General features: G+C 49.7%; 17 protein-coding genes. 11 read left to right on the top strand and 6 right to left on the bottom strand.

The genetic code is table 11. From position 1 onward, the window contains the following. Positions 1–60 precede the first annotated feature (60 nt). Positions 61–1,212, top strand: a complete 1,152-nt coding sequence (locus tag FT643_RS13130; protein WP_156871857.1) for a patatin-like phospholipase family protein — start codon at positions 61–63, stop codon at positions 1,210–1,212. A 15-nt stretch (positions 1,213–1,227) separates the two neighbouring features. On the opposite strand, the gene FT643_RS13125 is transcribed toward FT643_RS13130, so the two are convergent. Then, positions 1,228–2,226: a hypothetical protein gene (locus FT643_RS13125; protein ID WP_198043523.1), complete on the bottom strand. Its 999-nt coding sequence runs from the start codon at positions 2,224–2,226 to the stop codon at positions 1,228–1,230. A gap of 251 nt (positions 2,227–2,477) precedes the next feature. Here FT643_RS13125 and FT643_RS13120 point away from each other — a divergent pair, with 251 nt between their 5' ends. Continuing rightward, positions 2,478–3,101 (top strand): thiol:disulfide interchange protein DsbA/DsbL, encoded by a 624-nt coding sequence (locus FT643_RS13120; protein WP_198043522.1) that lies wholly within the window; start codon positions 2,478–2,480, stop codon positions 3,099–3,101. 15 nt (positions 3,102–3,116) lie between these two features. Here the strand turns inward: FT643_RS13120 and FT643_RS13115 are convergent, their stop codons facing one another. Continuing rightward, on the bottom strand, positions 3,117–4,418 hold the full coding sequence (locus FT643_RS13115) for a succinylglutamate desuccinylase/aspartoacylase family protein (protein ID WP_232340182.1): 1,302 nt from the start codon (positions 4,416–4,418) through the stop codon (positions 3,117–3,119). Positions 4,419–4,618: 200 nt separating this feature from the next. Here FT643_RS13115 and FT643_RS13110 point away from each other — a divergent pair, with 200 nt between their 5' ends. Genes FT643_RS13110 through FT643_RS13100 form a run of 3 tightly spaced genes read left to right on the top strand, consistent with a single transcriptional unit; the run spans position 4,619 to position 9,042 of the window. After that, positions 4,619–6,184 (top strand): sensor domain-containing diguanylate cyclase, encoded by a 1,566-nt coding sequence (locus tag FT643_RS13110; protein WP_156871855.1) that lies wholly within the window; start codon positions 4,619–4,621, stop codon positions 6,182–6,184. 54 nt (positions 6,185–6,238) lie between these two features. Beyond that, on the top strand, positions 6,239–6,688 hold the full coding sequence (locus tag FT643_RS13105) for a substrate-binding domain-containing protein (protein ID WP_156871854.1): 450 nt from the start codon (positions 6,239–6,241) through the stop codon (positions 6,686–6,688). Positions 6,689–6,738: 50 nt separating this feature from the next. Beyond that, a complete protein-coding gene (locus tag FT643_RS13100) occupies positions 6,739–9,042 on the top strand; it encodes a PAS domain S-box protein (RefSeq protein WP_198043521.1) in 2,304 nt (767 codons plus the stop codon). Here FT643_RS13100 and FT643_RS13095 read toward each other — a convergent pair. Next, positions 9,039–9,923 (bottom strand): LysR family transcriptional regulator, encoded by an 885-nt coding sequence (locus tag FT643_RS13095; RefSeq protein ID WP_156871852.1) that lies wholly within the window; start codon positions 9,921–9,923, stop codon positions 9,039–9,041. The genes FT643_RS13100 and FT643_RS13095 overlap by 4 nt on opposite strands. Positions 9,924–10,023: 100 nt before the next feature. On the opposite strand from FT643_RS13095, the gene FT643_RS13090 reads away from it, so the two are divergent. Continuing rightward, positions 10,024–10,797: a ferredoxin--NADP reductase gene (locus FT643_RS13090; RefSeq protein WP_156871851.1), complete on the top strand. Its 774-nt coding sequence runs from the start codon at positions 10,024–10,026 to the stop codon at positions 10,795–10,797. Between the two features lie 86 nt (positions 10,798–10,883). Here the strand turns inward: FT643_RS13090 and FT643_RS13085 are convergent, their stop codons facing one another. After that, a complete protein-coding gene (locus FT643_RS13085; RefSeq protein WP_156871850.1) occupies positions 10,884–11,816 on the bottom strand; it encodes an alpha/beta hydrolase family protein in 933 nt (310 codons plus the stop codon). A gap of 363 nt (positions 11,817–12,179) precedes the next feature. Further along, on the bottom strand, positions 12,180–13,103 hold the full coding sequence (locus FT643_RS13080; protein WP_198043520.1) for an alpha/beta hydrolase family protein: 924 nt from the start codon (positions 13,101–13,103) through the stop codon (positions 12,180–12,182). 412 nt (positions 13,104–13,515) lie between these two features. On the opposite strand from FT643_RS13080, the gene FT643_RS13075 reads away from it, so the two are divergent. The 5 genes from FT643_RS13075 (at position 13,516) to FT643_RS13055 (ending at position 18,430) form a co-directional block, all read left to right on the top strand. Next, a complete protein-coding gene (locus tag FT643_RS13075) occupies positions 13,516–14,457 on the top strand; it encodes a lipase secretion chaperone (RefSeq protein ID WP_156871848.1) in 942 nt (313 codons plus the stop codon). Between the two features lie 33 nt (positions 14,458–14,490). Next, positions 14,491–15,168 carry a lipase secretion chaperone gene (locus tag FT643_RS13070; RefSeq protein WP_156871847.1) on the top strand — a complete coding sequence of 226 codons (678 nt, stop codon included), beginning with the start codon at positions 14,491–14,493 and terminating at the stop codon, positions 15,166–15,168. A 6-nt stretch (positions 15,169–15,174) separates the two neighbouring features. Beyond that, the gene (gene lnt, locus FT643_RS13065) at positions 15,175–16,770 is read left to right on the top strand and encodes an apolipoprotein N-acyltransferase (protein WP_156871846.1); all 1,596 of its coding nucleotides are present in this window, start codon (positions 15,175–15,177) and stop codon (positions 16,768–16,770) included. A gap of 112 nt (positions 16,771–16,882) precedes the next feature. After that, on the top strand, positions 16,883–17,572 hold the full coding sequence (locus FT643_RS13060) for an SGNH/GDSL hydrolase family protein (RefSeq protein ID WP_156871845.1): 690 nt from the start codon (positions 16,883–16,885) through the stop codon (positions 17,570–17,572). A gap of 66 nt (positions 17,573–17,638) precedes the next feature. Then, positions 17,639–18,430 (top strand): formylglycine-generating enzyme family protein, encoded by a 792-nt coding sequence (locus FT643_RS13055; protein WP_156871844.1) that lies wholly within the window; start codon positions 17,639–17,641, stop codon positions 18,428–18,430. A 51-nt stretch (positions 18,431–18,481) separates the two neighbouring features. Here FT643_RS13055 and FT643_RS13050 read toward each other — a convergent pair whose 3' ends face one another. Next, positions 18,482–20,056, bottom strand: a complete 1,575-nt coding sequence (locus FT643_RS13050) for a bifunctional GNAT family N-acetyltransferase/carbon-nitrogen hydrolase family protein (protein ID WP_156871843.1) — start codon at positions 20,054–20,056, stop codon at positions 18,482–18,484. Between the last annotated feature and the right edge of the window lie 13 nt (positions 20,057–20,069).

Genomic DNA, 20,069 nt, shown 5'->3' with positions numbered 1-20,069 from the left:
GTCTATCGGCGGGCGGCAAAGTGCTAAAGTAAATATAAGCAGTCAGGAAATTATAAGGTAATGCGCAAAATAAACAGTACAACCACACATCTGGATAGCGCATTAGTGCTCTCCGGCGGGGGCGCGAGGGCAGCGTATCAGGTTGGGGTATTAAAGGCGATCGCAGACATCATGCCGGAATCCACCCGCAACCCGTTCGGTATCATTTGTGGTACCTCTGCCGGCGCAATCAATGCCACCGCTCTTGCGGCCGGCGCCGATAATTTTCGTAATGCGGTTTATAACATCGAAAATGTTTGGCGCTCATTTCACCCGGCCCAGGTCTATCGTTCGGATCCAGTGGGGGTTTTCAGTCATGGGTTGCGCTGGGCATTGAGTGTGGTGTTGGGTTCCCGAAGCGAAGCGTCTTTATTGGACAATAAGCCCCTCGGCAAGTTACTGAAGCAGCTGATCAAGTTTGAACATATTGAGCAGGCCATTGATGATGGCCATTTGCGCGCGATCGCCGTGACCGCATCCGGCTACAGTTCGGGCCATTCCGTCGCTTTCTTTCAAGGCTCGGCCGATATCAGTGCCTGGAAGCGTTTCCAGCGCGTCGGCATGCGCACCCATCTCGGTGTAGAGCACTTGATGGCGTCCTCTGCCATCCCTGTTGTCTTTCCGGCGGTGCGTATTAACCGCGAGTATTTTGGTGATGGAGCTGTACGCCAGTTGGCTCCGATTAGCCCTGCCTTGCATTTGGGTGCCCGAAAGGTGTTAGTGGTTGGAGTGAGCGGCAACCGCTCTGCGCCACAGCTAAAAAAATCCGGCGCGGAATACCCTTCCATGGCAACTATAACCGGGCATCTAATGAATAGCGTGTTTCTGGACAGTCTGGAATACGATGTGGAAAGGCTGGAACGAATCAACGACATGCTCAAGGTGTTGCCGGAATCAGTGCGCAAAAAAACGGCGATTCCATTGAACCCGATTGAGAACCTGGTTATTTCTCCTTCCCAGGGACTGGATCGCATTGCTGCTAAGTATCTGCATGTTTTGCCGCTCAGCATCCGTGTCTTTCTGCACGGCATTGGTGCGACCCGTACCTCCGGTTCGAGTATTCTCAGTTACCTCCTATTCGAGCGTGCTTTTTGCCGGGAACTGATCGCGCTGGGTTATCACGATGGCATGGCGAAAGCGGCGGAACTGGAAAAATTTATTTGCGATGATTAGACGGCTCGCGAAAGGTCAGGCGTCTCTGATTATTCGCAATGAGGGTTGATCCGGGTGGGACACCAACGATTGCTCATAATTGTGGGGCACAAAATCCGATGACGTCGGTGTATGGCCATCTATATATTTAAAAAAACGCGATTTGCGATTACAGTATTCCCCGCGCCAAATACCGGGAATATAGTGGTCGTTGAGTAGATGTCCTTTGCGCTCCGGCAGGGTGAATACTTCACCTGCGGTGTGCTCCAGGTGTGCTAACACGCCGATTCGGCAGAAGAAATCCAAGCCGTTGGCGAAATGTTCTACATAAGGAACACCGCGGCCAAAGTGTTCACTAAGTTCCGCGTCGATTTTAAAGCTGTCAGCGACCCCCGCAATACAATACACCTCGAGTTTGGTAGCCAGGTGTCGATAACGCTTATCTTTAAGTAATTTGCGAGCAATATAGCTGCTGATAATGGTGCCCTGGGAATGCCCGACCAAAACCACTTTTTCATGACTTAGCAGGGCTTGCTTAACCACATCGTAGGCAGGGCGGGATAGCTTGCCGTCTTTGCGCAGGGTTCTGGCGGTTACGGAGTCCCATAAGTCCCAAACTGCACCGTAGGTGGGAGTGTGTATCAGGTGGATCGGGCGGTGGAATGCCTTTGCCAATTCCAACCCATTTAGGATGGCGATCGGTGGCGAGGTGCATATGCCATTGATAAAAAACCATTTTTCACGGTTGGCGCTGGCGGCGTAGTGTTCCGGATAACAGGCCAGTGTGCCCGGGCTGTAGGTTCGACGCTCTAACGGCACCAGGGATTGAAGGCTCAGGTTGATGACGTCCCCCCAGTTGTTGTAGCTGGCGGGGTGCAACTCGGATTGGGTTAGCGCTTCTGCATTCCAGGGGCTGGCGAGATACGGTAGAGTCCAGGCATTTTTTACGGCTAATGCCAGATCGCTGCGGATATGCTGATGGTTGTGGAGGATGCGTCCGACAAACTTTTGCGTTGATTTAAGCAACTTGAACATAGACCACCTTGTATCAAATAAGCGCCTGATAACGTCAACAGACACTGATAACCTACTTTTTAGTATAGGTTGCTTCCCGCGGAACATTGAATCGCTGCACAAAGGGATAGAGAGGGCGGGAAAAATGTCACAGATATCATGTTGTTGGGGGTGCCCCGAATGAGGCTGGTATGCTAGCTTCTGACACGACAAGCCGGCTCGGTGCCGGAAAATTCACTTTAAGCGGATCAAGGCTAAAACGGGATAAAAAAATGAAATTAGTAAAACAGGTGTTCTCTCTAGTCATGCTGGCTGGGATGGTGTTGAGTTTGTCGTCACAGGCTCAGGCGTTCAGCATGGAGCGTTTCGTGGAAGGGGTGCATTATAAGAAGATTGAAAAAGCGCCGCGTCAGGAAAAAACCGTGGTGGAATATTTCAGTTACGGTTGCCCCCATTGTAATCATCTCGAGCCGGTGTTGGAGGCTTGGTTAACAGATATGCCTGAAGGGATAACCTTTAAGCGGGTGCCCGCGATCTGGAACAAGTCGTTTTATGTTCTGGCCCAGCTTTACTATTCTCTTGCCGAAGTCGGCAAAGAAAAAGAGCTCACGCCCAAGGTGTTCGATTATTTACACACCCAGAAAAAGACGATACCCGGGGAGGCAGAAGCGCTGCAGTTTGCTGGTGACCTTGGGGTCGATACCAATGCGTTTGATAAAGCCTGGAAAAGCGAACAGGTGAAACAAAACCTGATCAAAGCATCGGAAGAATTTGTCGTGCACCAGGTAAAAGGTGTGCCGGCCATCGTGGTCAATGGCCAGTATCAGACCAGCGTGTCAATGGCGGGTTCAAATGAAGAACTGTTCGATGTGGTGGAGTTCTTGCTGAATAAGTAGGGCGCTACCCACGGTCTAGCTCCCCATGTCCTGTAGCTGATCGGCGGTTTCCGACGGTGACATGGGGACTTCTACCTTCGGCTCTGGTGGCGTTTGTAGCGCGGGTTCATCCACCTGAACCGGAATGGGGGTAGTTAACTGGTCTTCGGTGGTAATGATGCCGATATGAAAGGTCGCGAAACCGGGGCTGACGACCTGGTCAAAGGCTTTTCCCAGTACGATGCCATTGAGAGGCGATACAATATCGCTGCTGGTGTTGGTAATTGGATCAACCACTCTGCCTAAAATCTGTCCTTTCGAAACCTTCTGATCCAGATCCACTTTGGATAACATAATTCCGCCCTGTTGTGATCGAACCCAGGTGGAGTGGTAAAACACCGGTTGTGGAATTAACCACAGACGTACCGTTTGGTACATGCCTAAGTTGTGCAGCATGTTTTGGACGCCTTTCGATCCGTCATCCACGGCTTTTTTATCCAGCGCATGAGGCCCTCCGGTTTCCATGGTAACCGCAGGAATGCCTGAATCAGAAGCCGCTCTGCGTAAGGTGCCGCTGCCACCGCTGTGATGCAGCACGCTCATGCCTCCAAAGTGTCTGCTGAACTCAAGAATGCCCGGATTATTCAAGTCGCCTCGTAGTTGGGTCAGGTTGGTACGCAAGAATGAGCCAGTATGAATATCAACCAGATAATCGCAGTTCAGGATCACTTTATGAAATAGCGATTGGGCAACGCGGGAGGCATAGCTGCCGTTGGGGTTGCCAGGAAAATAGCGGTTGAGATCACGGCGGTCACTCATGTATCGGGAAGCGCGGCGGAATCCGTCTAGATTAACAATTGGCATCCCGATGACTGTGCCGTTCAGGTTTTCTGGTTCAATTTTGTGCAAGACACGGCGGACAATTTCGATACCATTGAGCTCATCTCCGTGAATGGCGGAGGTTAGGCACATTACTGGCCCAATATGTGCGCCGTGAGCCACCAGTACCGGAACAGGTGTATTCAGGCTACTCATGGATAATCCCGGAGACCAGTGCAAAGTCCGGAAGGTGCCGGGGGCAACGGTACTATTGAGTAAATTAATGGGTTGCGCAATATCCTCATCGACTGTGTTGTCTTGGTCGTTGTCTTCCTCGCCCGCGCCGTTATTGTCGGTGTTGTCTACGGTGAGATCGCTTTGTTCCGTCTTGTTGATAGGAACATGCGCCTCAACCGGCAACGGAGCAGGTTCCTCAGGATCCATCTCATTCGCGAATAGAGGCTGGATATGGGCTGATATAAACAGCAGTACACACAGCAGACTGTTGGATATCTTCATTCAGGTTCCGGTTTAATTGGTTGCGTTGAGCTAGGTTAGAGTCACGTGATTGCGAAATCGTACATAGGGTCAGTGGGTAGCATGGCATAAGCATAATAGAAACAAAGGCATTTTGCAGTTCTCCCCGTCGTTCTCCCGCAGCCTTGTCTATACTGAGGTAACACCGGAACTCATGTCCAGATGCAATCAAGGAGCGTTATTTGCGTTTTTTCCCCGGGATCGCGGTTGCAGGCTGCTTAAAGCCGATTTTGCACGTAATTCTACACACACTGATCCCCGGCATCAGTGTGCTGGTGTGTTTTGGTGTTCGCGCTCAGAGCAATATCGAAATTTTATATGAATATGGGGAGCCCGCGGCCAATAGCTATTCCTTATTGGTCTGGCTCGTTGGCAGTTTATTGTTGCTGGGTTTCTGTGCTGCTGTCTGGTTTTATCTGGCCGCGCGCCGACAGTTGGAAGCCAGGGAGCGGCAGTTCGAGAAAATGACCGTACGTCTGAAAGAAGCGCAAAGTATCGCGCGTATCGGTAGTTGGGAGCGTGATTTTGAAACTGGGGAGACGTTCTGGTCTGCGGAAGCGCTAGCGCTATTAGGTGTACCCCGGAATTCTGACATTTTGCAACATTATGAACGGTTGGTGCATCCGGATGATGTGGATCTCGTCACTGAAACCATTGCGTCGGCTTATTTTAAGGGTGGCAGTTATCAGTGCGACCACCGGGTGTTGTGTCCGGATGGACGTGAGAAATACCTGCGCCTGGCCGGGCAGGTGTTTGTGGATAAAGGTCAGAGCCCGGTTAGGGAGACCGGCACTTTACAGGATATTACTGATCGCAAGTTGATCGAGATGGCGTTACAGAAAAATGAGCAGAAACTGCATTCGATTCTGGACGCGGTTCCTTATCCGATTTTGATATTAGAATCAGGAAATAACTATCCTGTTTTGTACTCCAACCAGGGAGCGAGTGATTTGTTCGGTTTAGAACAGTACACCGATTTTTCCGAGCTGGATACGCGAGCGCTATGGAATGAACCTGAAGGCCGAACCGAATTACTGGAATTGCTGGAACATCAAAACGATTTGCTGGAAACCGAGCTGGTGATGAAAGACGGAGCCGGTAATTCATTCTGGGCGCTGGTTGCAGCGAACAAAATGGACTTCGGTGGCTCGCAGTCTGTATTTCTTTCCATCGCGAACATCTCCGAACGCAAGTTGATTCAACAGGAGTTGGAGCGATTGGCAACATTGGATTCCTTGACCGGTTTGCTGAATCGACGCAGTTTTTTCGAAAATGCTCAAAAAGAATCCCGGCGTGCTTTGCGTTATGGACAACCCTTCGTGCTTCTTATGTTGGATATCGATTCCTTCCTCAGTATTAACGATCGATATGGCCATGACTTCAGTGACAATTTGCTAAAACGCATGGCAATTACCACCAGATTAGCTGTGCGTGAAGAGGATATTGTGGGGCGAATCGGCGGCGAAGAGCTCTGTGTTTTGCTGGTGTCGGCAGAACTGGAGTGTGGAAAAATCATAGCAGATCGTATTTGTAGCGCCTGGAGTAAAGAGCGTTTTGACTTTCAGGGACAGGAGTTGACGTTCACTGTGAGCATTGGCGTGGCACAACAAGCTGAGCGTAGTGATTCGGTATTCGATGTATTTGAAAGGGCGGATCGCTGTTTGTTCCAGGCCAAACAGAGCGGGCGCAACCGTGTGGTAGTCCATGGTGACACCCCGGCAAGTCCGCGAGTCGGAAACTCGGCTTAATAATTGTTGTAGAAAACAGTGTGGGGTCAATGAGGCTTAACTGAGGTAATTCGTATGAAAACGTATCTAACAGGGGTGTTGATTGCAGTTGTGGTTTTTGGTGTCCGCTCAGCGTTCGCTGCAAATCCGGAGCTGGTAATCATAGTGAATAGTAACAACGGAGTTGAAAGCATCTCGTCGAACGAAGTGGCTGACATATTTCTCGGGAAAAGCCAACGCTTGCCGGACGGCACCAAGGTCGTGCCGTTAGACCAGGATGGTGACGGGGATGTCCGGCAGCAGTTCTACGATAAAGTGGTGCGTAAGTCGGTTTCGCAATTAAATTCTTATTGGTCTCGTCTGATTTTTACCGGAAGAGGGCAACCACCGTTTGCCGTTACCGGAGATTCGGAAGTGCTTGAGTTCATCGCCTCCAATCCGAATATGATCGGATACGTTGAACTTGCTGCGCTGCAGAAGGCCAATAATTCAAGTAGTATCAAGGTGCTTCTTACCATACCTTAAGATACAATTTAGCAGTTTCGTGCTTCAGGCGCTGATGGAAGAATCGATTCGTGAACTTCGGTAGAAACATATTAATATCTGTGGTGCTGAGTGTTCTTTTGCTGGGCTTGATTTCTCTGATGAGCAATCTTGACGAAGAATATGATGCCCTATCTGATGATTTGGGGCAGGCATTGGATTCCCAGATGCTGATCTCCCATGTTATCAGAGAGCTAGGGTACAACGGTTTTATCCATAATTTTAAAAACTATCTGCTGCGTGGTGATGAAGAATATTACCAAGCGACAGCAGCCAGTTTTCAGCGTTTGGACCGGTTACTGAAATCCGGTTTAAACCGCGATACCGATCCTGTTCTGCAGGCGTTTTTCGAACAAATACAAGACACAGTTTACGAATATGAAGCTAACCTGGAGCTTGTGAGGCAGTATCGCAGTCAGGGCTTGGGGGTTAGCGAAATTGACAAGCGCGTTCGGGTTGATGATCGTGCTGCATCGGAAGCCTTGTCTCAACTGATCAGCCAGTTACAAACCAATGCTGCCCGCTTGCTCCATCAGATTAAACGGGATCAAAGTGACGTCCGTAACCAGCTTCTGACGGTGGCGATGGCCACCATGCTGGTCGCCATCGTGTTATGCCTTATCGGCTGGTATATCGCAGCCCGTTCCTGGATTTCCCGTAAAGAAATAGATCAGCTTGCATCGAAGCAGAAACTGCTGGATGCTGCTCCGAATCCGATACTGGTGGTATCAGAAAATGGCGAGATTGTGGTTGCTAACCGGGGTTCGGAGAGCATATTCGAAACCGCCAAGGAACAATTGATCGGTCGCAGTATTGACGACTTTATTCCGCCTGAAATTGACTTGGCGGATATCTCAAAGCGAGATGCATTTTTCCGCTCTCAGGCTAGCCGGACCAGGGTGAATCCGGTATTGCTGCAGACGCCGAACGGGGTGAAAAAAGAAGTTGAAGTGCAGGTTGGTCTATACGAAGTAGAAGGTCAGAAGTTTGCGGTAGCGAATCTGCTCGATGTGTCTAACGTGACCCATCTGCGGCTTAAAGCCGAGCAAATCGAACAACGTTTTCGGGCGACGTTCGAAATGGCCCCCATTGGTATTGCTCAGGTGTCGTTGGAAGGCCGATTTCTGAAAGTGAACAAAAAGATGGAGGAGATTTTTGGCTACTCACGTTACGAGCTGGAATCGAAGCATATTACCGATGTGACCTATAAAGAAGATGTTGATGTGAGTAAATATGTGATGGGGCGTTTTCAGAGCAATGACTCTGACCATTTCCGCATGGAAAAACGTTACCAACATAAGAATGGAGAGATCATTTGGTCGAACCTGACCACCACTTTGTACCGGGATAGCCTGGGTAAGCCGGAGTACCTGATCAGCATTATTGAGGACATTTCCCAGCGCAAACAATTTGAAGCGGATCTGCTGGAATCGGAAGCGAAATTCAAAACGATTGCCAACCACGTGAAAGGTGTGGTGTGGATGGCGACCCCAGGAATGGAAAAAGTCCTATTTGCCAGCGAATATTTTGAAAAGCTATGGGGTATCCCGGTTGAAAGTTTGAAAAGCAAACCGGCGGCGTTTCTTGATGCGATTGTGGAAGAAGATAAGCCTAGGGTGATCAAAGAACTCGATAATCACCGCCATGGCAATTGGGATGTAGAATATCGGATTAAGGCTTCTGACGGCAAAGTGCATCACATTCACGACGAAGGCAATCCGGTGCGAGGCGCAAACGGTGCGATTTTATATCTTGTGGGGCTGGCGCGGGATGTCACCAGCGAAAAGGTTGCGATTGAAAAGCTGGAGAAGACCAATCGACACCTGGAGCAATTAGCAAAATTTGATCCGCTGACCATGGCTGTGAGGCGGCAATATGCATTGACGGATTTTGAAGAGTGCATTGCATTACATCGGCGTTATGGCAGCGACTCTACACTGATATTCATCGATCTAAACGAGTTCAAGTCAGTAAATGATCGCTTTGGCCATGAAGGAGGCGACCAATTATTAATTGAATTCGCCCGCTTCATGCGCTCTAACATCCGTGAAACCGATGGATTTTATCGTTACGCCGGCGACGAATTCCTGGTCTTATTGCGCGAAACCAACGCGGACAAAGCCACACATTTCATTTCCAAATTGCAGGCTACCTTGCCGCAGGTGGAAATGGATGGGAAGGAGTGGGTCACCATCGGTTTCGCTTGTGGTGCCTGTTCGCTGGACGGTAGTGATGTACAGGGAGCCAATCACTGGATTAAATTGGCCGATGAGGAAATGTATAAGGTCAAAGCACTGTTAAAAAGGGGTAAAGAGATTGCAGGAAATGGGGCCTAGTGAAACAGTGCTTTGCATAGATTCAGCCATTGGTGAATACCGGCATTGCGGTACTTCTGTTTGTGCAGAATGAAATAGAAATGGCGCTTCAGATTGCGTCGTGGCAGGTGCAGCGGGATCAAGCTGCCGCGCCGGAAGGCGTCCTCCAATGCCACTCTCGATAAGCAGCCGATTCCCAGGCCAGCTTCCACCGCCCGTTTTATCGCTTCCGTGTGTTGCAGTTCCAGCTGGATGGTGAGCTGAGACAGTATGCCGTGCATGGCCCAATCGAACGTTTGCCGGGTTCCCGAACCGGCTTCCCTGAGAATCCAGTTGGCTGACAATATCTGCTTGTCGCTCAGTGCGCTACTGCCGGCCAGGGGGTGTTGGGGAGAGCAGAACACCACCAGCTCGTCTTCCATCCAGGGGATGACCTCAAGCTCGTCATCGACTAATTCGCCTTCTATTAACCCAAGATCAAGTTCGAAGTTGCGTACCTTCTGCGCGATTTTGGAGGTGTTGGCGACGTCGAGTTCCACCTTGGCGTGGGGATTTTCCTGCAGAAATCGGCTCATGATGTGAATGGCAAGATAGTTACCAATGGTAAGTGTTGCCCCGACTTTCAAATGTCCGCTTGCGGAATGCTGGTGCAAGGCCTGGTCAAGCTCTTCCGCTCGTTGAATCAGGGCTTCGGCCTGAGGCCGTAAGGCATAGCCGAGAGCATTTAATTGCAACTTTTTTCCCTTTCGATCAAATAATTTGATATCGAATTGATTCTCCAGGTCAGCTAGCGAACTGCTGGCAGCGGATTGCGACATTGATAAGCTATTGGCAGCCTTGGAAATATTCTCAAAATGGGCGGTGGCCAAGAAGACCTGGAGTTGACGCAGTGTAAACTTCATATCGGAAATGCCGATTAATTATATCTGATTAAGTCATTTTACCTATATGTGGCGTTAAGTCTATAGTAGGCGCAATTGTTCAGGATCGGGAGTAGAGGCAATGGCAAACTTAATCACAGAGCGGGTCACCAGCGTACACCATTGGACGGATAGTCTATTTAGTTTCACCACCAGTCGTGATCCCGGTTTCCGTTTCAAGAACGGGCACTTCACCATGATTGGTCTGGAAAACGAAGGTCGACCGTTGCTGCGGGCTTACAGTATCGCGAGTGCTAATTACGAAGAAGAGCTGGAATTTTTCAGCATAAAAGTTCAGGACGGACCGCTTACTTCCAAATTACAGCACTTAAAAGTCGGTGATGAAGTGTTTGTCAGCACCAAGCCTACCGGTACGCTGGTTGTGGATCACCTATTACCGGGCCGGAATCTGTATTTGTTGAGTACCGGCACCGGACTGGCTCCATTTATGAGTATCATTAAAGATCCGGAAGTGTATGAGCATTACGACAAGATTATTCTGACCCATGGCGTGCGCTACAAAAAGGATCTGGCGTATGAGAAATTTATCAATGAAGATTTACCGGGTAACGAATTCTTTGGAGATCAGGTGCGGGAAAAACTAATTTACTATCCTACTGTGACCCGAGAGGCGTTCCGTAATCAGGGCCGGCTCACGGATTTAATGGAAAGTGGACAGCTTTATGCTGATGTCGGGTTGCCTGAAATCAATCTGCAGCACGATCGGTTTATGCTTTGCGGTAGCCCGGGTATGTTAAAAGACACCTGCCGCATTCTGGATGCGAAAGGGTTTAAGGAATCCCGTCACGGAGAGCAAGGGCACTACGTAATCGAGCGGGCATTTGTAGAAAAATAACGTGAACGCGTTAATTTAAGCGAATGAAAAAAAGGGGCTGATGATTCAGCCCCTTTTTGCTTCTGAAAGAAAGTACAAGCAACTAATTAATAGTTGCAGGTATCCCGGTATTCAGAGATGTTGCGGTTCGATTCATGGTTCGGGCCACAAAGGAACTGGCTATAACGGGTATCGTCATCCATAAAGCGCTTCATCCAGGCAATGCCGTACTTGCCCAAGAGATCTTCGTCGGAATAGCCGGAGTTAGCACAGAAGTGAGAGCCACCGTTGATTTCCAGAAACGCTTTTGGTGTGGAGTCTGGAATGGCGTTGTAGAATGGTGATGCGTGTTGCCCGACCGGTGCAACGACGTCCGCTTCGCACGCGATGATCATCGTTGGTGTGGTGAGGCGGCGGAAAGTGCTGGACCCGGTGTACCAGGGAGCTTGGGGGATGATCGCTTTCAGGTTGCGCTCTGTGGCCAGCTTCAAAGAGCCACCACCACCCATGGACCAGCCAATAGCGCCCAGGCGGCTCGGATCCACCAAGCCGGAAATCGCACTGCTACCGGAGTTGCTTTCTGAAACCAGAAGATCCAGTGCCGCACTCAGCTGATCGGCGCGGCTATCGGGCTGATCGACCGTTGTATTGGTGTCGATGGTGATCACCACGAATCCCCACGAGGCCAGGCGTGAACCCCACCACTCGATCGAGTTTTCATAGGATACGAAGCCGGGAACTACTGCAATGGCGCCCATATTCGTGCCGGCATTAGTCGGATAGTGAATGGTGCCGCCGCCGAAGCCACGAGCGGATAAGCTGGATACATTTTGCGTGCGGACCGAATAGGGACCGCCTCGGGTGGATTCCAGTGCGCTTTCAGTCGGATCAGGTCCGCGTACATTATCGCTACTTGGCGGGTCTGTGGGGTCAACCGGGTCTACGGGGTCCACCGGAGGATCCGTCAATGCAAAGACTGAAGCAGACAGCATCGCAGATGCAAGTAGGGTAGTGGTGGTGGCTAACAGTTTCTTTTTCATGTTGATGTCCTTTATTTTTTTTCTGCTTGTTACTTTTTTAGGAATGACTCCGTCAGGGGTGAAATGACTGACTCAATGCGGAGTTGAAGTGAATGCTTTCAGCAACACCTGTCAATATAATGAATGAAAGCCCGCTCCAGCGGGTCTGCTAAGAGCTTGGTTTGTCCTGTTCCTTGTGTACTTTGGCCCGCCTGAATGTAGGGGAATACAAAAGAATCGACTTAGGAAAAACAGTTTGAAATGGCCGCGGAGGTGTAAACCTTGATGTCAATTGAAGTGGTTCACAATCCGGTATAGAGGTACATAAAAGGACTGCTAAAGCAGCCCTTTTATGGTTAGCCTGACTTATAAGTTCTAACTCAATTAATAGTTACAGGTATCGCGATATTCCGAAATGCTGCGATCAGATTCATGATTTGGACCGCACAGAAACTGGCTGTAACGGGTGTCGTTATCCATAAATCGTTTCATCCACGAAATGCCGTATTTACCCAAAATATCTTCATCCGAATAGCCGGAGTTAGCACAGTAGTGTGACCCACCGTTGATTTCCAGGAAGGCTTTCGCAGTCGAGTTTGGAATATCATTATAGAACGGGGAGGCATGCTGGCCGACCGGTGCAATTGCGTCTGATTCGCAGGCGATGATCATGGTGGGGGTGGTAATCCGGTCAAACGAATTGAAACCACTGTACCAGGGTGCCTGAGGAATAATGGCTTTCAGGTTTCGCTCTGTGGCCAACTTCAAAGTTCCGCCTCCACCCATTGACCAGCCAATGACGCCCAGCCTGCTTGCATCAACCAATCCGGAAATAGGGCTGCTGCTGCTTCCGCTTTCGTCAATCAGGTGATCCAGTGCCGCACTGAGTTGATCGGCGCGGCTATCGGGCTGGTCATAAATGGTGTTGGTATCAATCGTAATGACCACAAATCCCCAGGAGGCAAGGCGTGGTCCCCACCATTCAATTGAGCTTTCATAGGAAACGTAGCCGGGGATCACGGCTATCGCGCCCATATTTTCGCCGGCATTCGTCGGGTAATGGATGGTGCCGCCACCAAATCCGCTGGCCGATAAATTAGAAACGTTTTCAGTGCGTACGGAGTAGGGGCCACTACGGGTGGATTCCAGTGCACTTAGCGTGGGATCCGGCCCGCGTACGGTTCCGCTGCTGGGCGGATCAACCGGATCAACGGGATCAACCGGGTCGTCGGTTATGGCAAACACCTGGGATGATAATAGTGCTGATGTGAAGACCGCCGCAGCGGTGTTAAAACGAACCTTTTTCATATATCTACCTTCTAGCATATTAGTTTTATTGTTTTAGAAATTATCTTTTTTATTGGAGGAAGTAGCGGGTAGAGCCGTGGGTAAAACCGGAGGTAATTGGGGTGTTCCGGATTGCAGTTACCAGCTCTTCAACCTGAGTTAACACTGCAAACTCGGAACCGATCATTACACGGTGGGGGAATCAGGATTGTTATGAAATGGCTAGGTTTGACCTCTTTTAGACTGTATTTGGCCGTCAATTGGCAGGCAGGTGTTGTTTCATTTAGCGAATGGGAGTTTCAGACGGCTACCGGAGAGCGTAAAATGGACGTTATTCTTTTTCTCGGGATTGCGTTTGGAACTAAACGCTTTCATTTAAGATCACAAATGCATAACAATGATCTCAATAACAAAATAAATCACGAGTTGTCCTATGAGTAATTTAACGTCAAAACCCGTAATTCTTGTTGCTTCTGTTTGTCTGGTGGCATTGATTGCCGTTGTCTGGTTAGTACCTGAAGGTGATACCGCCGGTCAGGCCAGTGAGGAGACGGTCGTTTTGAATGACGTTGCGCAACGGGATAATGAAAAACTGTCCGATAACGGCAAAACCGTAGATGATGTATGGCAATGGGAACCCTTTGAGGAAAACCTGGCGGACCCAAAAGGTGTGGGTGAAGTCGCGGAGGATCAGCCTCAGCTGAACGTGACTTTCGATATTCAAAGCATTCAAAACGGATTGAAGACAGTCAAAATTGACCAGTACGGTGATGTGGTCGTTAACCCGGATGCACTGAATGCACTTAATGAAGTGTTCCGCTCCGGCAGTGTGTTGCTGGATGACGACGCAATGACAGAATTGCAGCGTTTAATCCGCATGGGCTTGGCGGGTGCAGCGGGGGAGCAGGTCGCCACTATTGTCGGGAATTTCAACGATTATCTGCGTGCAAAAAAAGAAATGTATGAGTTGATGGCCTCTTCCGGAGGCGAGGTCGACCATAGGGCGTTGCTGGACGAGCAAGCCGCTTTGCAGGAATTGTATATGGGCAAAGAAGTTGCAGATAAACTTTTCACCGCGGAGGATGCCAGTGCCCGGTATATGATGGAAAGTATGGTTATGGCAAAGGATAAAACGATATCCGACGAAGAGCGCGCCGCACGGCAGGAAGAGCTGCGTGAACAATACGAAGGTGCTCAGTATGGTATTGAAAACTGGGCGTCCCGTTACAGCACATTCAAACAGGAAAAGCAGTCAATTATTAACTCCGGTTTGTCGCAGCAAGATATTAAACAACAGGTGCAGCGATTGGCACGATCCCATTTTACCCAACAGGAGCTGGAGCGGATTTCCCATATGAATCTGGGTGGGGTATAGCCTTTCGCACCGTCTGCGGTAAGAATTCAAAAAATGAATTTATTCGCTCAGGGTATAGGTTGGTCTTTGCTGATACTGGGGGTCGCCTGGGTGTTTTCAGATCCCGATCGTAATAGCGGTGAAAAGCACTTTCGACCCTGGTCGGATCCGGTACCGGACGTAGCTGAACCGCTACCTGCGATTGATCCCATGGCCTGGCAGTTCGATTACGAAAAAATCGAGAAAGAACTTCTGCATCTCGATTGTGATTCAGCGGGTTTGAAACAGGTTTCAGATAACGTTGAGGGTGTTTTGCGTCGGGCTGTGGAGCGCTTTCCCCAGCAACCGGATGAGAACGTTTTACAGCGTATTGAATTTCTTGCGGGTAAGAACTGCCCCCCGAATGAAACCGTGAATCTGCCTGATTTGCTAATGCAATACTATCATTATACCGAGGCCTTAAAATCGCTCCACGAACAGCAATTTCAGCATGCAAGTGAGCTGTCATCGAAAGAGAAATTTGCACAAACCGAGACTCTGCGGATACAGCATTTCGGTGAAGCCAACGCCAGTAAATTGTTCGGGCGTCAGCAGGTGTTTGCCAATTATCTTTTTGAGCGGCAGCGCATTATGCGCGATGAAGGGTTAACCGAAGTGCAGAAAAAAGCGGCGCTCGATAAATTAAAGAAAAGCTTTAAGGAGTCCGGCGAGGAACCCGCCGGAGCCGGTTAGCGAGCAATGACGTCTTCACTTTCCTTTAAATGCGTATTGTCCATTGTATCCGGCTTATTACTGGGTGCCGGATTTTTTGACTCGCAACTTTACATGTTGACCTGGTTCGCTTTTGTACCCCTATTGTGGGCGTTAAAAAATGCCTCATGTAAAGAAAGCTACGTGTTCGGCTTTTTAGCAGGCCTGAGTTGCTATGTGTTTGCAGCGTACTGGGTGGTTGATTTTATAGTGCTGATTAAGCGTTATCCGTTCGGCAAGAGCTTTTTACTGGGTATCGTTTTTTGGGTTTATAGTGCGCAGCTGGTCGCCCTGATCGCGATGCTGTTCCGTTGGCTGAGCCTGCATTCCCGATTCCATCCCCTGATTTTGTTTTCAGTGATTACTGCGTGCTTTTACGGTTATTTCCCGATGCTGTTTTCCTGCCAGTTGGGTGAAAGCCAAAGCCGCTTTACGTTGGCTTTGCAGGCGATAGATGTGGTGGGTGTCAGCGGGCTGGATGTGCTGATTGCTATGGTCAACTATATGCTGTTTAGTGCGCTATTTGAGCGTGACGGGCAACGCTCCACCGGCAGGACCAAGCTAATTTACGGCGCTGCCGGCTGCTTGATTCTGGGTTGGTTTGTGTATAGCGCGTGGGCGCTGCATTATTGGCGCGACACCATCGCCGGATGGGACCACCTGCAAGTGGGGCTGGTGCAGCCGAATGAAAAACCCGAATCGGGACGGGCTAAAGTGTTCCCCGGTTATAGCCGGGCTTACCCGGCGGAAATGGATATGACAGAACGCTTGGTTGCAAATGGTGCAGAGCTGGTCGTCTGGCCTGAAGCTCGGTATAAGCGCTATTTTGACGAGCCCGGTGTGGCGGATATGATTCGCGGCAGTGTCGCGCAATTGAAGACGCCGCTATTGTTTCAGGATATGGAGAAAAAGCAGACCAATCTGAGAGGAGAGTCAATCCTGCGCAATGGCGCGGCGTTTCTTAATGCTGCGGGTGAACCCCAGCCAACCTACTATAAAATGAAGCGCGTGGCGTTCGGTGAATACGTGCCGTTGGCGCGGGATTTCCCTGAATTAAAAGCGCTGGCTGAACAGTTCTTCGGAGATTTTACCCAGGAAATAGAGTCCGGACCGGGGCGAGTGCAATATCAGACTGAGAAATTCAGCCTGATCCCCCTGATCTGTTATGAGGTGATGTTCCCCGAGTTTGTCGCGAACGCCGTACCTGATGATGCCAGGGGTTATATCCTGATAACACTATCAAGCAATGGGTGGTTCGGTGAAACTATTCAGCCCTATCAGCATGTTCATTCCGGCGCGCTGCGTGCGGTTGAAAACCGCCTGCCGCTCATCCATGCCCTCAATAATGGCCCCTCAACTGTAGTGTTACCCGACGGAAGCTTCTTTTATGAAGGCGAATACCATAAAGGTGGAGGGTATTTGGTGTCGATGCCTTATTCCAAACAGGACGGCGGCAGCTGGTTTAGCCGGCATCCTTATCTGTGCTCGGTTGTTATGGGGTTCATACTCGCTGCAGCCGTCGTGTCAGCTGTTTCTTCGGTGATTGTATCAGGTAAGGCTAACAGGTCATTCGTGTCGGCCTAACGGGTAAACTGTCGCAATATTTTGCGACAATTATCAAGTGATTGATTACTGTTCTTTTGCCTGGTCTTCCTGACAAAAAATACCTTTGAAAAGTGCTACGAGGAAAAAAGAAATGAGCATAAAAAATTCCATGGACTTTTGTAAATTGGCCGTGTTATCGGCAAGTGCTGTCTTTGCGTTTAATGCGTCCGCTATCGATATTGGCGGCGGCAGTGGCGGATCAACCACCAAAATGATTGTTGGTGATTCCATTTTCGCGTTGTCCGGCGATATACATTCTTTCCTCGAAGACAGTCTGAACGAAAACATTGATACCCATGCACGCAGTGGTTGTCAGATGAACGGCGGCAATATTTTGTGTAGCAGCCGTTATGCAGTGCCAAGTCAATACGACAGAGCGTCAAAAAGTGGTATTGAGACCGTTATCATGAACGGTGGGGGCAATGACTTCTTGTTAGGTGACGGCGCAGATTGTGGCACTGGCCCAACGCCGGCGTGTCAGGAAGTGTTGTTCGCAGTTGAAGAAACAATGGCTGGCCTGGTTGAGGACATGCACGCGGACGGTATCGATGAGATTGTGTATCTTGGCTATTACTCCACAACCGCCAGCAGTGGAAACAATGCCCTAAACGATTTTTCCATGGAATATAAAATAGCGAATTATCCTTCGATGGGTGTTAAATTTATTGATTCGCGAGACGCTTTCCGTGGTAACGAGCGCAGCTACATCACCTTAGACGGGATTCACCCGACTGCCGCCGGTTCCCGTGTGTTGGCGGACTTGATCGAGCAAGCGCTATAATCGCAACAGAGTAAAAAGACTGCCGGTGGCCGGCATTCGTCATGCTGCTACCGGTTTTCGCATTCTATGAAATTCGCTTTCAATATAATGGTATTTTTGGTCTGCTGGGTTTGTCATAACTCGCAGGCCGAGCCGACTCCGAATATCGTGAACGCCTTGCACATGGAATTTGTGTACATACCTCCAGGCTCATTCTGGATGGGAAGCGCAGCAAAGGAAAGGGGGCATGAAGCAGATGAGTTGCACCATCAGGTTGAGATCAGTAACGGGTTTTATATCCAGACCACAGAAGTGACGCGCAAACAGTGGAAGGCGTTAATGGAAGGTGATCCATCCAGCTTTCCTGCTTGCGGTGACAGTTGTCCGGTAGATCGCCTTAAACCGGCCTGGGTGGACAAGTTTATCGAAAAGCTCAATGCCAGGGATGGCACCTATTTGTATCGGCTGCCCACTGAGGCTGAGTGGGAGTACGTTGCAAAGGCGGGCTCCAACACCGCGTTTTCCACTGGCTCGTGTTTGGGGGAAAGCAATGCCGCCTATGATGCGTCAATGCCATTTGGTTTTTGCAGGCAGGGGGCGAAACATCAAGGGCCCAGCCCGGTTGCCAGTTTCAAGCCAAACCCCTGGGGGGTTTACGATATGCATGGCAACGTGTGGGAGATGTGTTCAGATTGGTACGAGGAATATGACCTCGCCAATGTGCGCGACCCCGCCGGTCCTGCGCAGGGTGACTATCGGGTGTTGCGGGGATCAAGCTGGAAATTTCCTGAAGCGTTTGCCCGTTCTGCCAACCGTTTTAAAAACATTCGTGATATCGCAGGGTTTCGGCTGGTGATGCTAAAAAAGCAACCTGAATAACAGGCTGCTTTGGGCTGCGCTCTTTTCTCCAGCGGCATTTAAAGCCGGATCTTATTTGCCACGCCAGTTAATATTGTAAAGGTCGTGACGCCGGTCCATAAGGTTTTTAACAGTGCCGTTATTGCGAGCCATCATCAGTGTTTCCGGTCTCAAGTCGGCAAATGCGACCATCTCAACATTGGGGGTGGTGTCAGCAGCAATACCATCCCGGGCAAAAGGAAAATCGCAGGGCGTCAGTATACAGCTTTGGGCGTACTGAATATCCATGTTGTTCACGTTCGGCAGGTTGCCGACATTGCCTGACATAACCACGTATATCTGGTTTTCTACTGCTCTGGCCTGGCAGCAATACCGTACCCGCAGGTAGCTCTGGCGTTCGTCAGTACAGAACGGTACAAAAAGAATGGATATGCCCTGATCGGTCAAATGGCGTGTCAGTTCAGGAAACTCGGAATCATAGCAAACCAGCACACCAATAGGCCCGCAATCGGTTTCAATGGCTTTGAGTGTGTTCCCTCCTTCAATATTCCACCAGTACACTTCGTTCGGTGTCGGGTGTATTTTAGGTTGTTCGTGAATGGAGCCATCGCGCAAAAAGATATACGCAATGTTCTCCACCCGGCCGTTCGGCATGATGGTAGGATGCGAGCCCCCGATAATATTGATGTTGTACCGAATGGACATGTCCCGCAGAGCTTCTTTGAACTGGGGCGTGTACTTGGTCAGTGCTTCAATGGATTCTATTGGGGAAAGGGCCTGATCCTCGATGGAGAGCAGCTGTAAGGCGAACATCTCTGGGAAAACCACGAAATCCCCTTTGTAATCGGCGACCACATCGACAAAATATTCAACGAACTTCAGGAATTCTTCAAATGAGCGAACCCGGCGCTGAAGATATTGCACGGTTCCGATACGGATGGAGTCCGGTACTCTGCCGCCATATTTTTTCTTGTTGTTATTGGAATCTTCTGCTGGAACTTTCGGGTTGCGCCACATTAAATGAACGGCATAGCCCATAGACTGATGGTCGGCATTGAGATACTCAGGAAGAATACCAATGACTTCGAATCCGTTGTGTAGCTGAAACGAAAGCACCTGATCACGCTGTTTTTTCTGAATTACACTTTCAACGTAATTTTCGACCGTACCGAAGCGCTTGATTCGGGTGGAAAGGGATGGCAAGCGGCCACCAAACACGATGCCTTTGAGACCAAGGGTCTCGCACAATTGTTTGCGCTCGTTGTAAAGTCTTTGTCCCAGACGGTAGCCACGATAGTCCGGATCAACGGCGACTTCCATGCCATACAGCCAGTCACCGTCGGGTTGATGGCGGGAAGCATAGCCATTTCCGGTAATTTCAGTCCAATTATGATTCTTTAAGGCGATTTCTTCACTGATTCGGAAAGTAGCGCAGTAGCCTACGATTTTTTTATCAATGGTGATAACGAACTGGCCATCCGGGAAATGGTTGATCTGCCCGGTGATGGCCCCCTCCGAATAGCCGTACATACCGGTATTTTTGTATACGCGGGTACTTAAATCGCAGATCTCCAGGGCATCCTGGGGCGTTGCGTTGCGAACTGTAATTTTACTTTTTTGATTCGACAGGCGATTTTTGGTGGCCATATAACTTCCTGCA

The sequence above is a fragment of the Ketobacter sp. MCCC 1A13808 genome (assembly GCF_009746715.1).
Taxonomy (GTDB): Bacteria; Pseudomonadota; Gammaproteobacteria; order Pseudomonadales; family Ketobacteraceae; genus Ketobacter.
Note: the sequence above shows the minus strand (reverse complement) of the source record. Positions and strands in the feature narration are given on the sequence as shown.

Coding starts and splice junctions, on each gene's coding strand:
- FT643_RS13130 (WP_156871857.1), top strand. CDS start 61: ATGCGCAAAATAAACAGTACAACCACACATCTGGATAGCGCATTAGTG.
- FT643_RS13125 (WP_198043523.1), bottom strand. CDS start 2,226: ATGTTCAAGTTGCTTAAATCAACGCAAAAGTTTGTCGGACGCATCCTC.
- FT643_RS13120 (WP_198043522.1), top strand. CDS start 2,478: ATGAAATTAGTAAAACAGGTGTTCTCTCTAGTCATGCTGGCTGGGATG.
- FT643_RS13115 (WP_232340182.1), bottom strand. CDS start 4,418: ATGAAGATATCCAACAGTCTGCTGTGTGTACTGCTGTTTATATCAGCC.
- FT643_RS13105 (WP_156871854.1), top strand. CDS start 6,239: ATGAAAACGTATCTAACAGGGGTGTTGATTGCAGTTGTGGTTTTTGGT.
- FT643_RS13095 (WP_156871852.1), bottom strand. CDS start 9,923: ATGAAGTTTACACTGCGTCAACTCCAGGTCTTCTTGGCCACCGCCCAT.
- FT643_RS13090 (WP_156871851.1), top strand. CDS start 10,024: ATGGCAAACTTAATCACAGAGCGGGTCACCAGCGTACACCATTGGACG.
- FT643_RS13085 (WP_156871850.1), bottom strand. CDS start 11,816: ATGAAAAAGAAACTGTTAGCCACCACCACTACCCTACTTGCATCTGCG.
- FT643_RS13080 (WP_198043520.1), bottom strand. CDS start 13,103: ATGAAAAAGGTTCGTTTTAACACCGCTGCGGCGGTCTTCACATCAGCA.
- FT643_RS13075 (WP_156871848.1), top strand. CDS start 13,516: ATGAGTAATTTAACGTCAAAACCCGTAATTCTTGTTGCTTCTGTTTGT.
- FT643_RS13070 (WP_156871847.1), top strand. CDS start 14,491: ATGAATTTATTCGCTCAGGGTATAGGTTGGTCTTTGCTGATACTGGGG.
- lnt (WP_156871846.1), top strand. CDS start 15,175: ATGACGTCTTCACTTTCCTTTAAATGCGTATTGTCCATTGTATCCGGC.
- FT643_RS13060 (WP_156871845.1), top strand. CDS start 16,883: ATGAGCATAAAAAATTCCATGGACTTTTGTAAATTGGCCGTGTTATCG.
- FT643_RS13055 (WP_156871844.1), top strand. CDS start 17,639: ATGAAATTCGCTTTCAATATAATGGTATTTTTGGTCTGCTGGGTTTGT.
- FT643_RS13050 (WP_156871843.1), bottom strand. CDS start 20,056: ATGGCCACCAAAAATCGCCTGTCGAATCAAAAAAGTAAAATTACAGTT.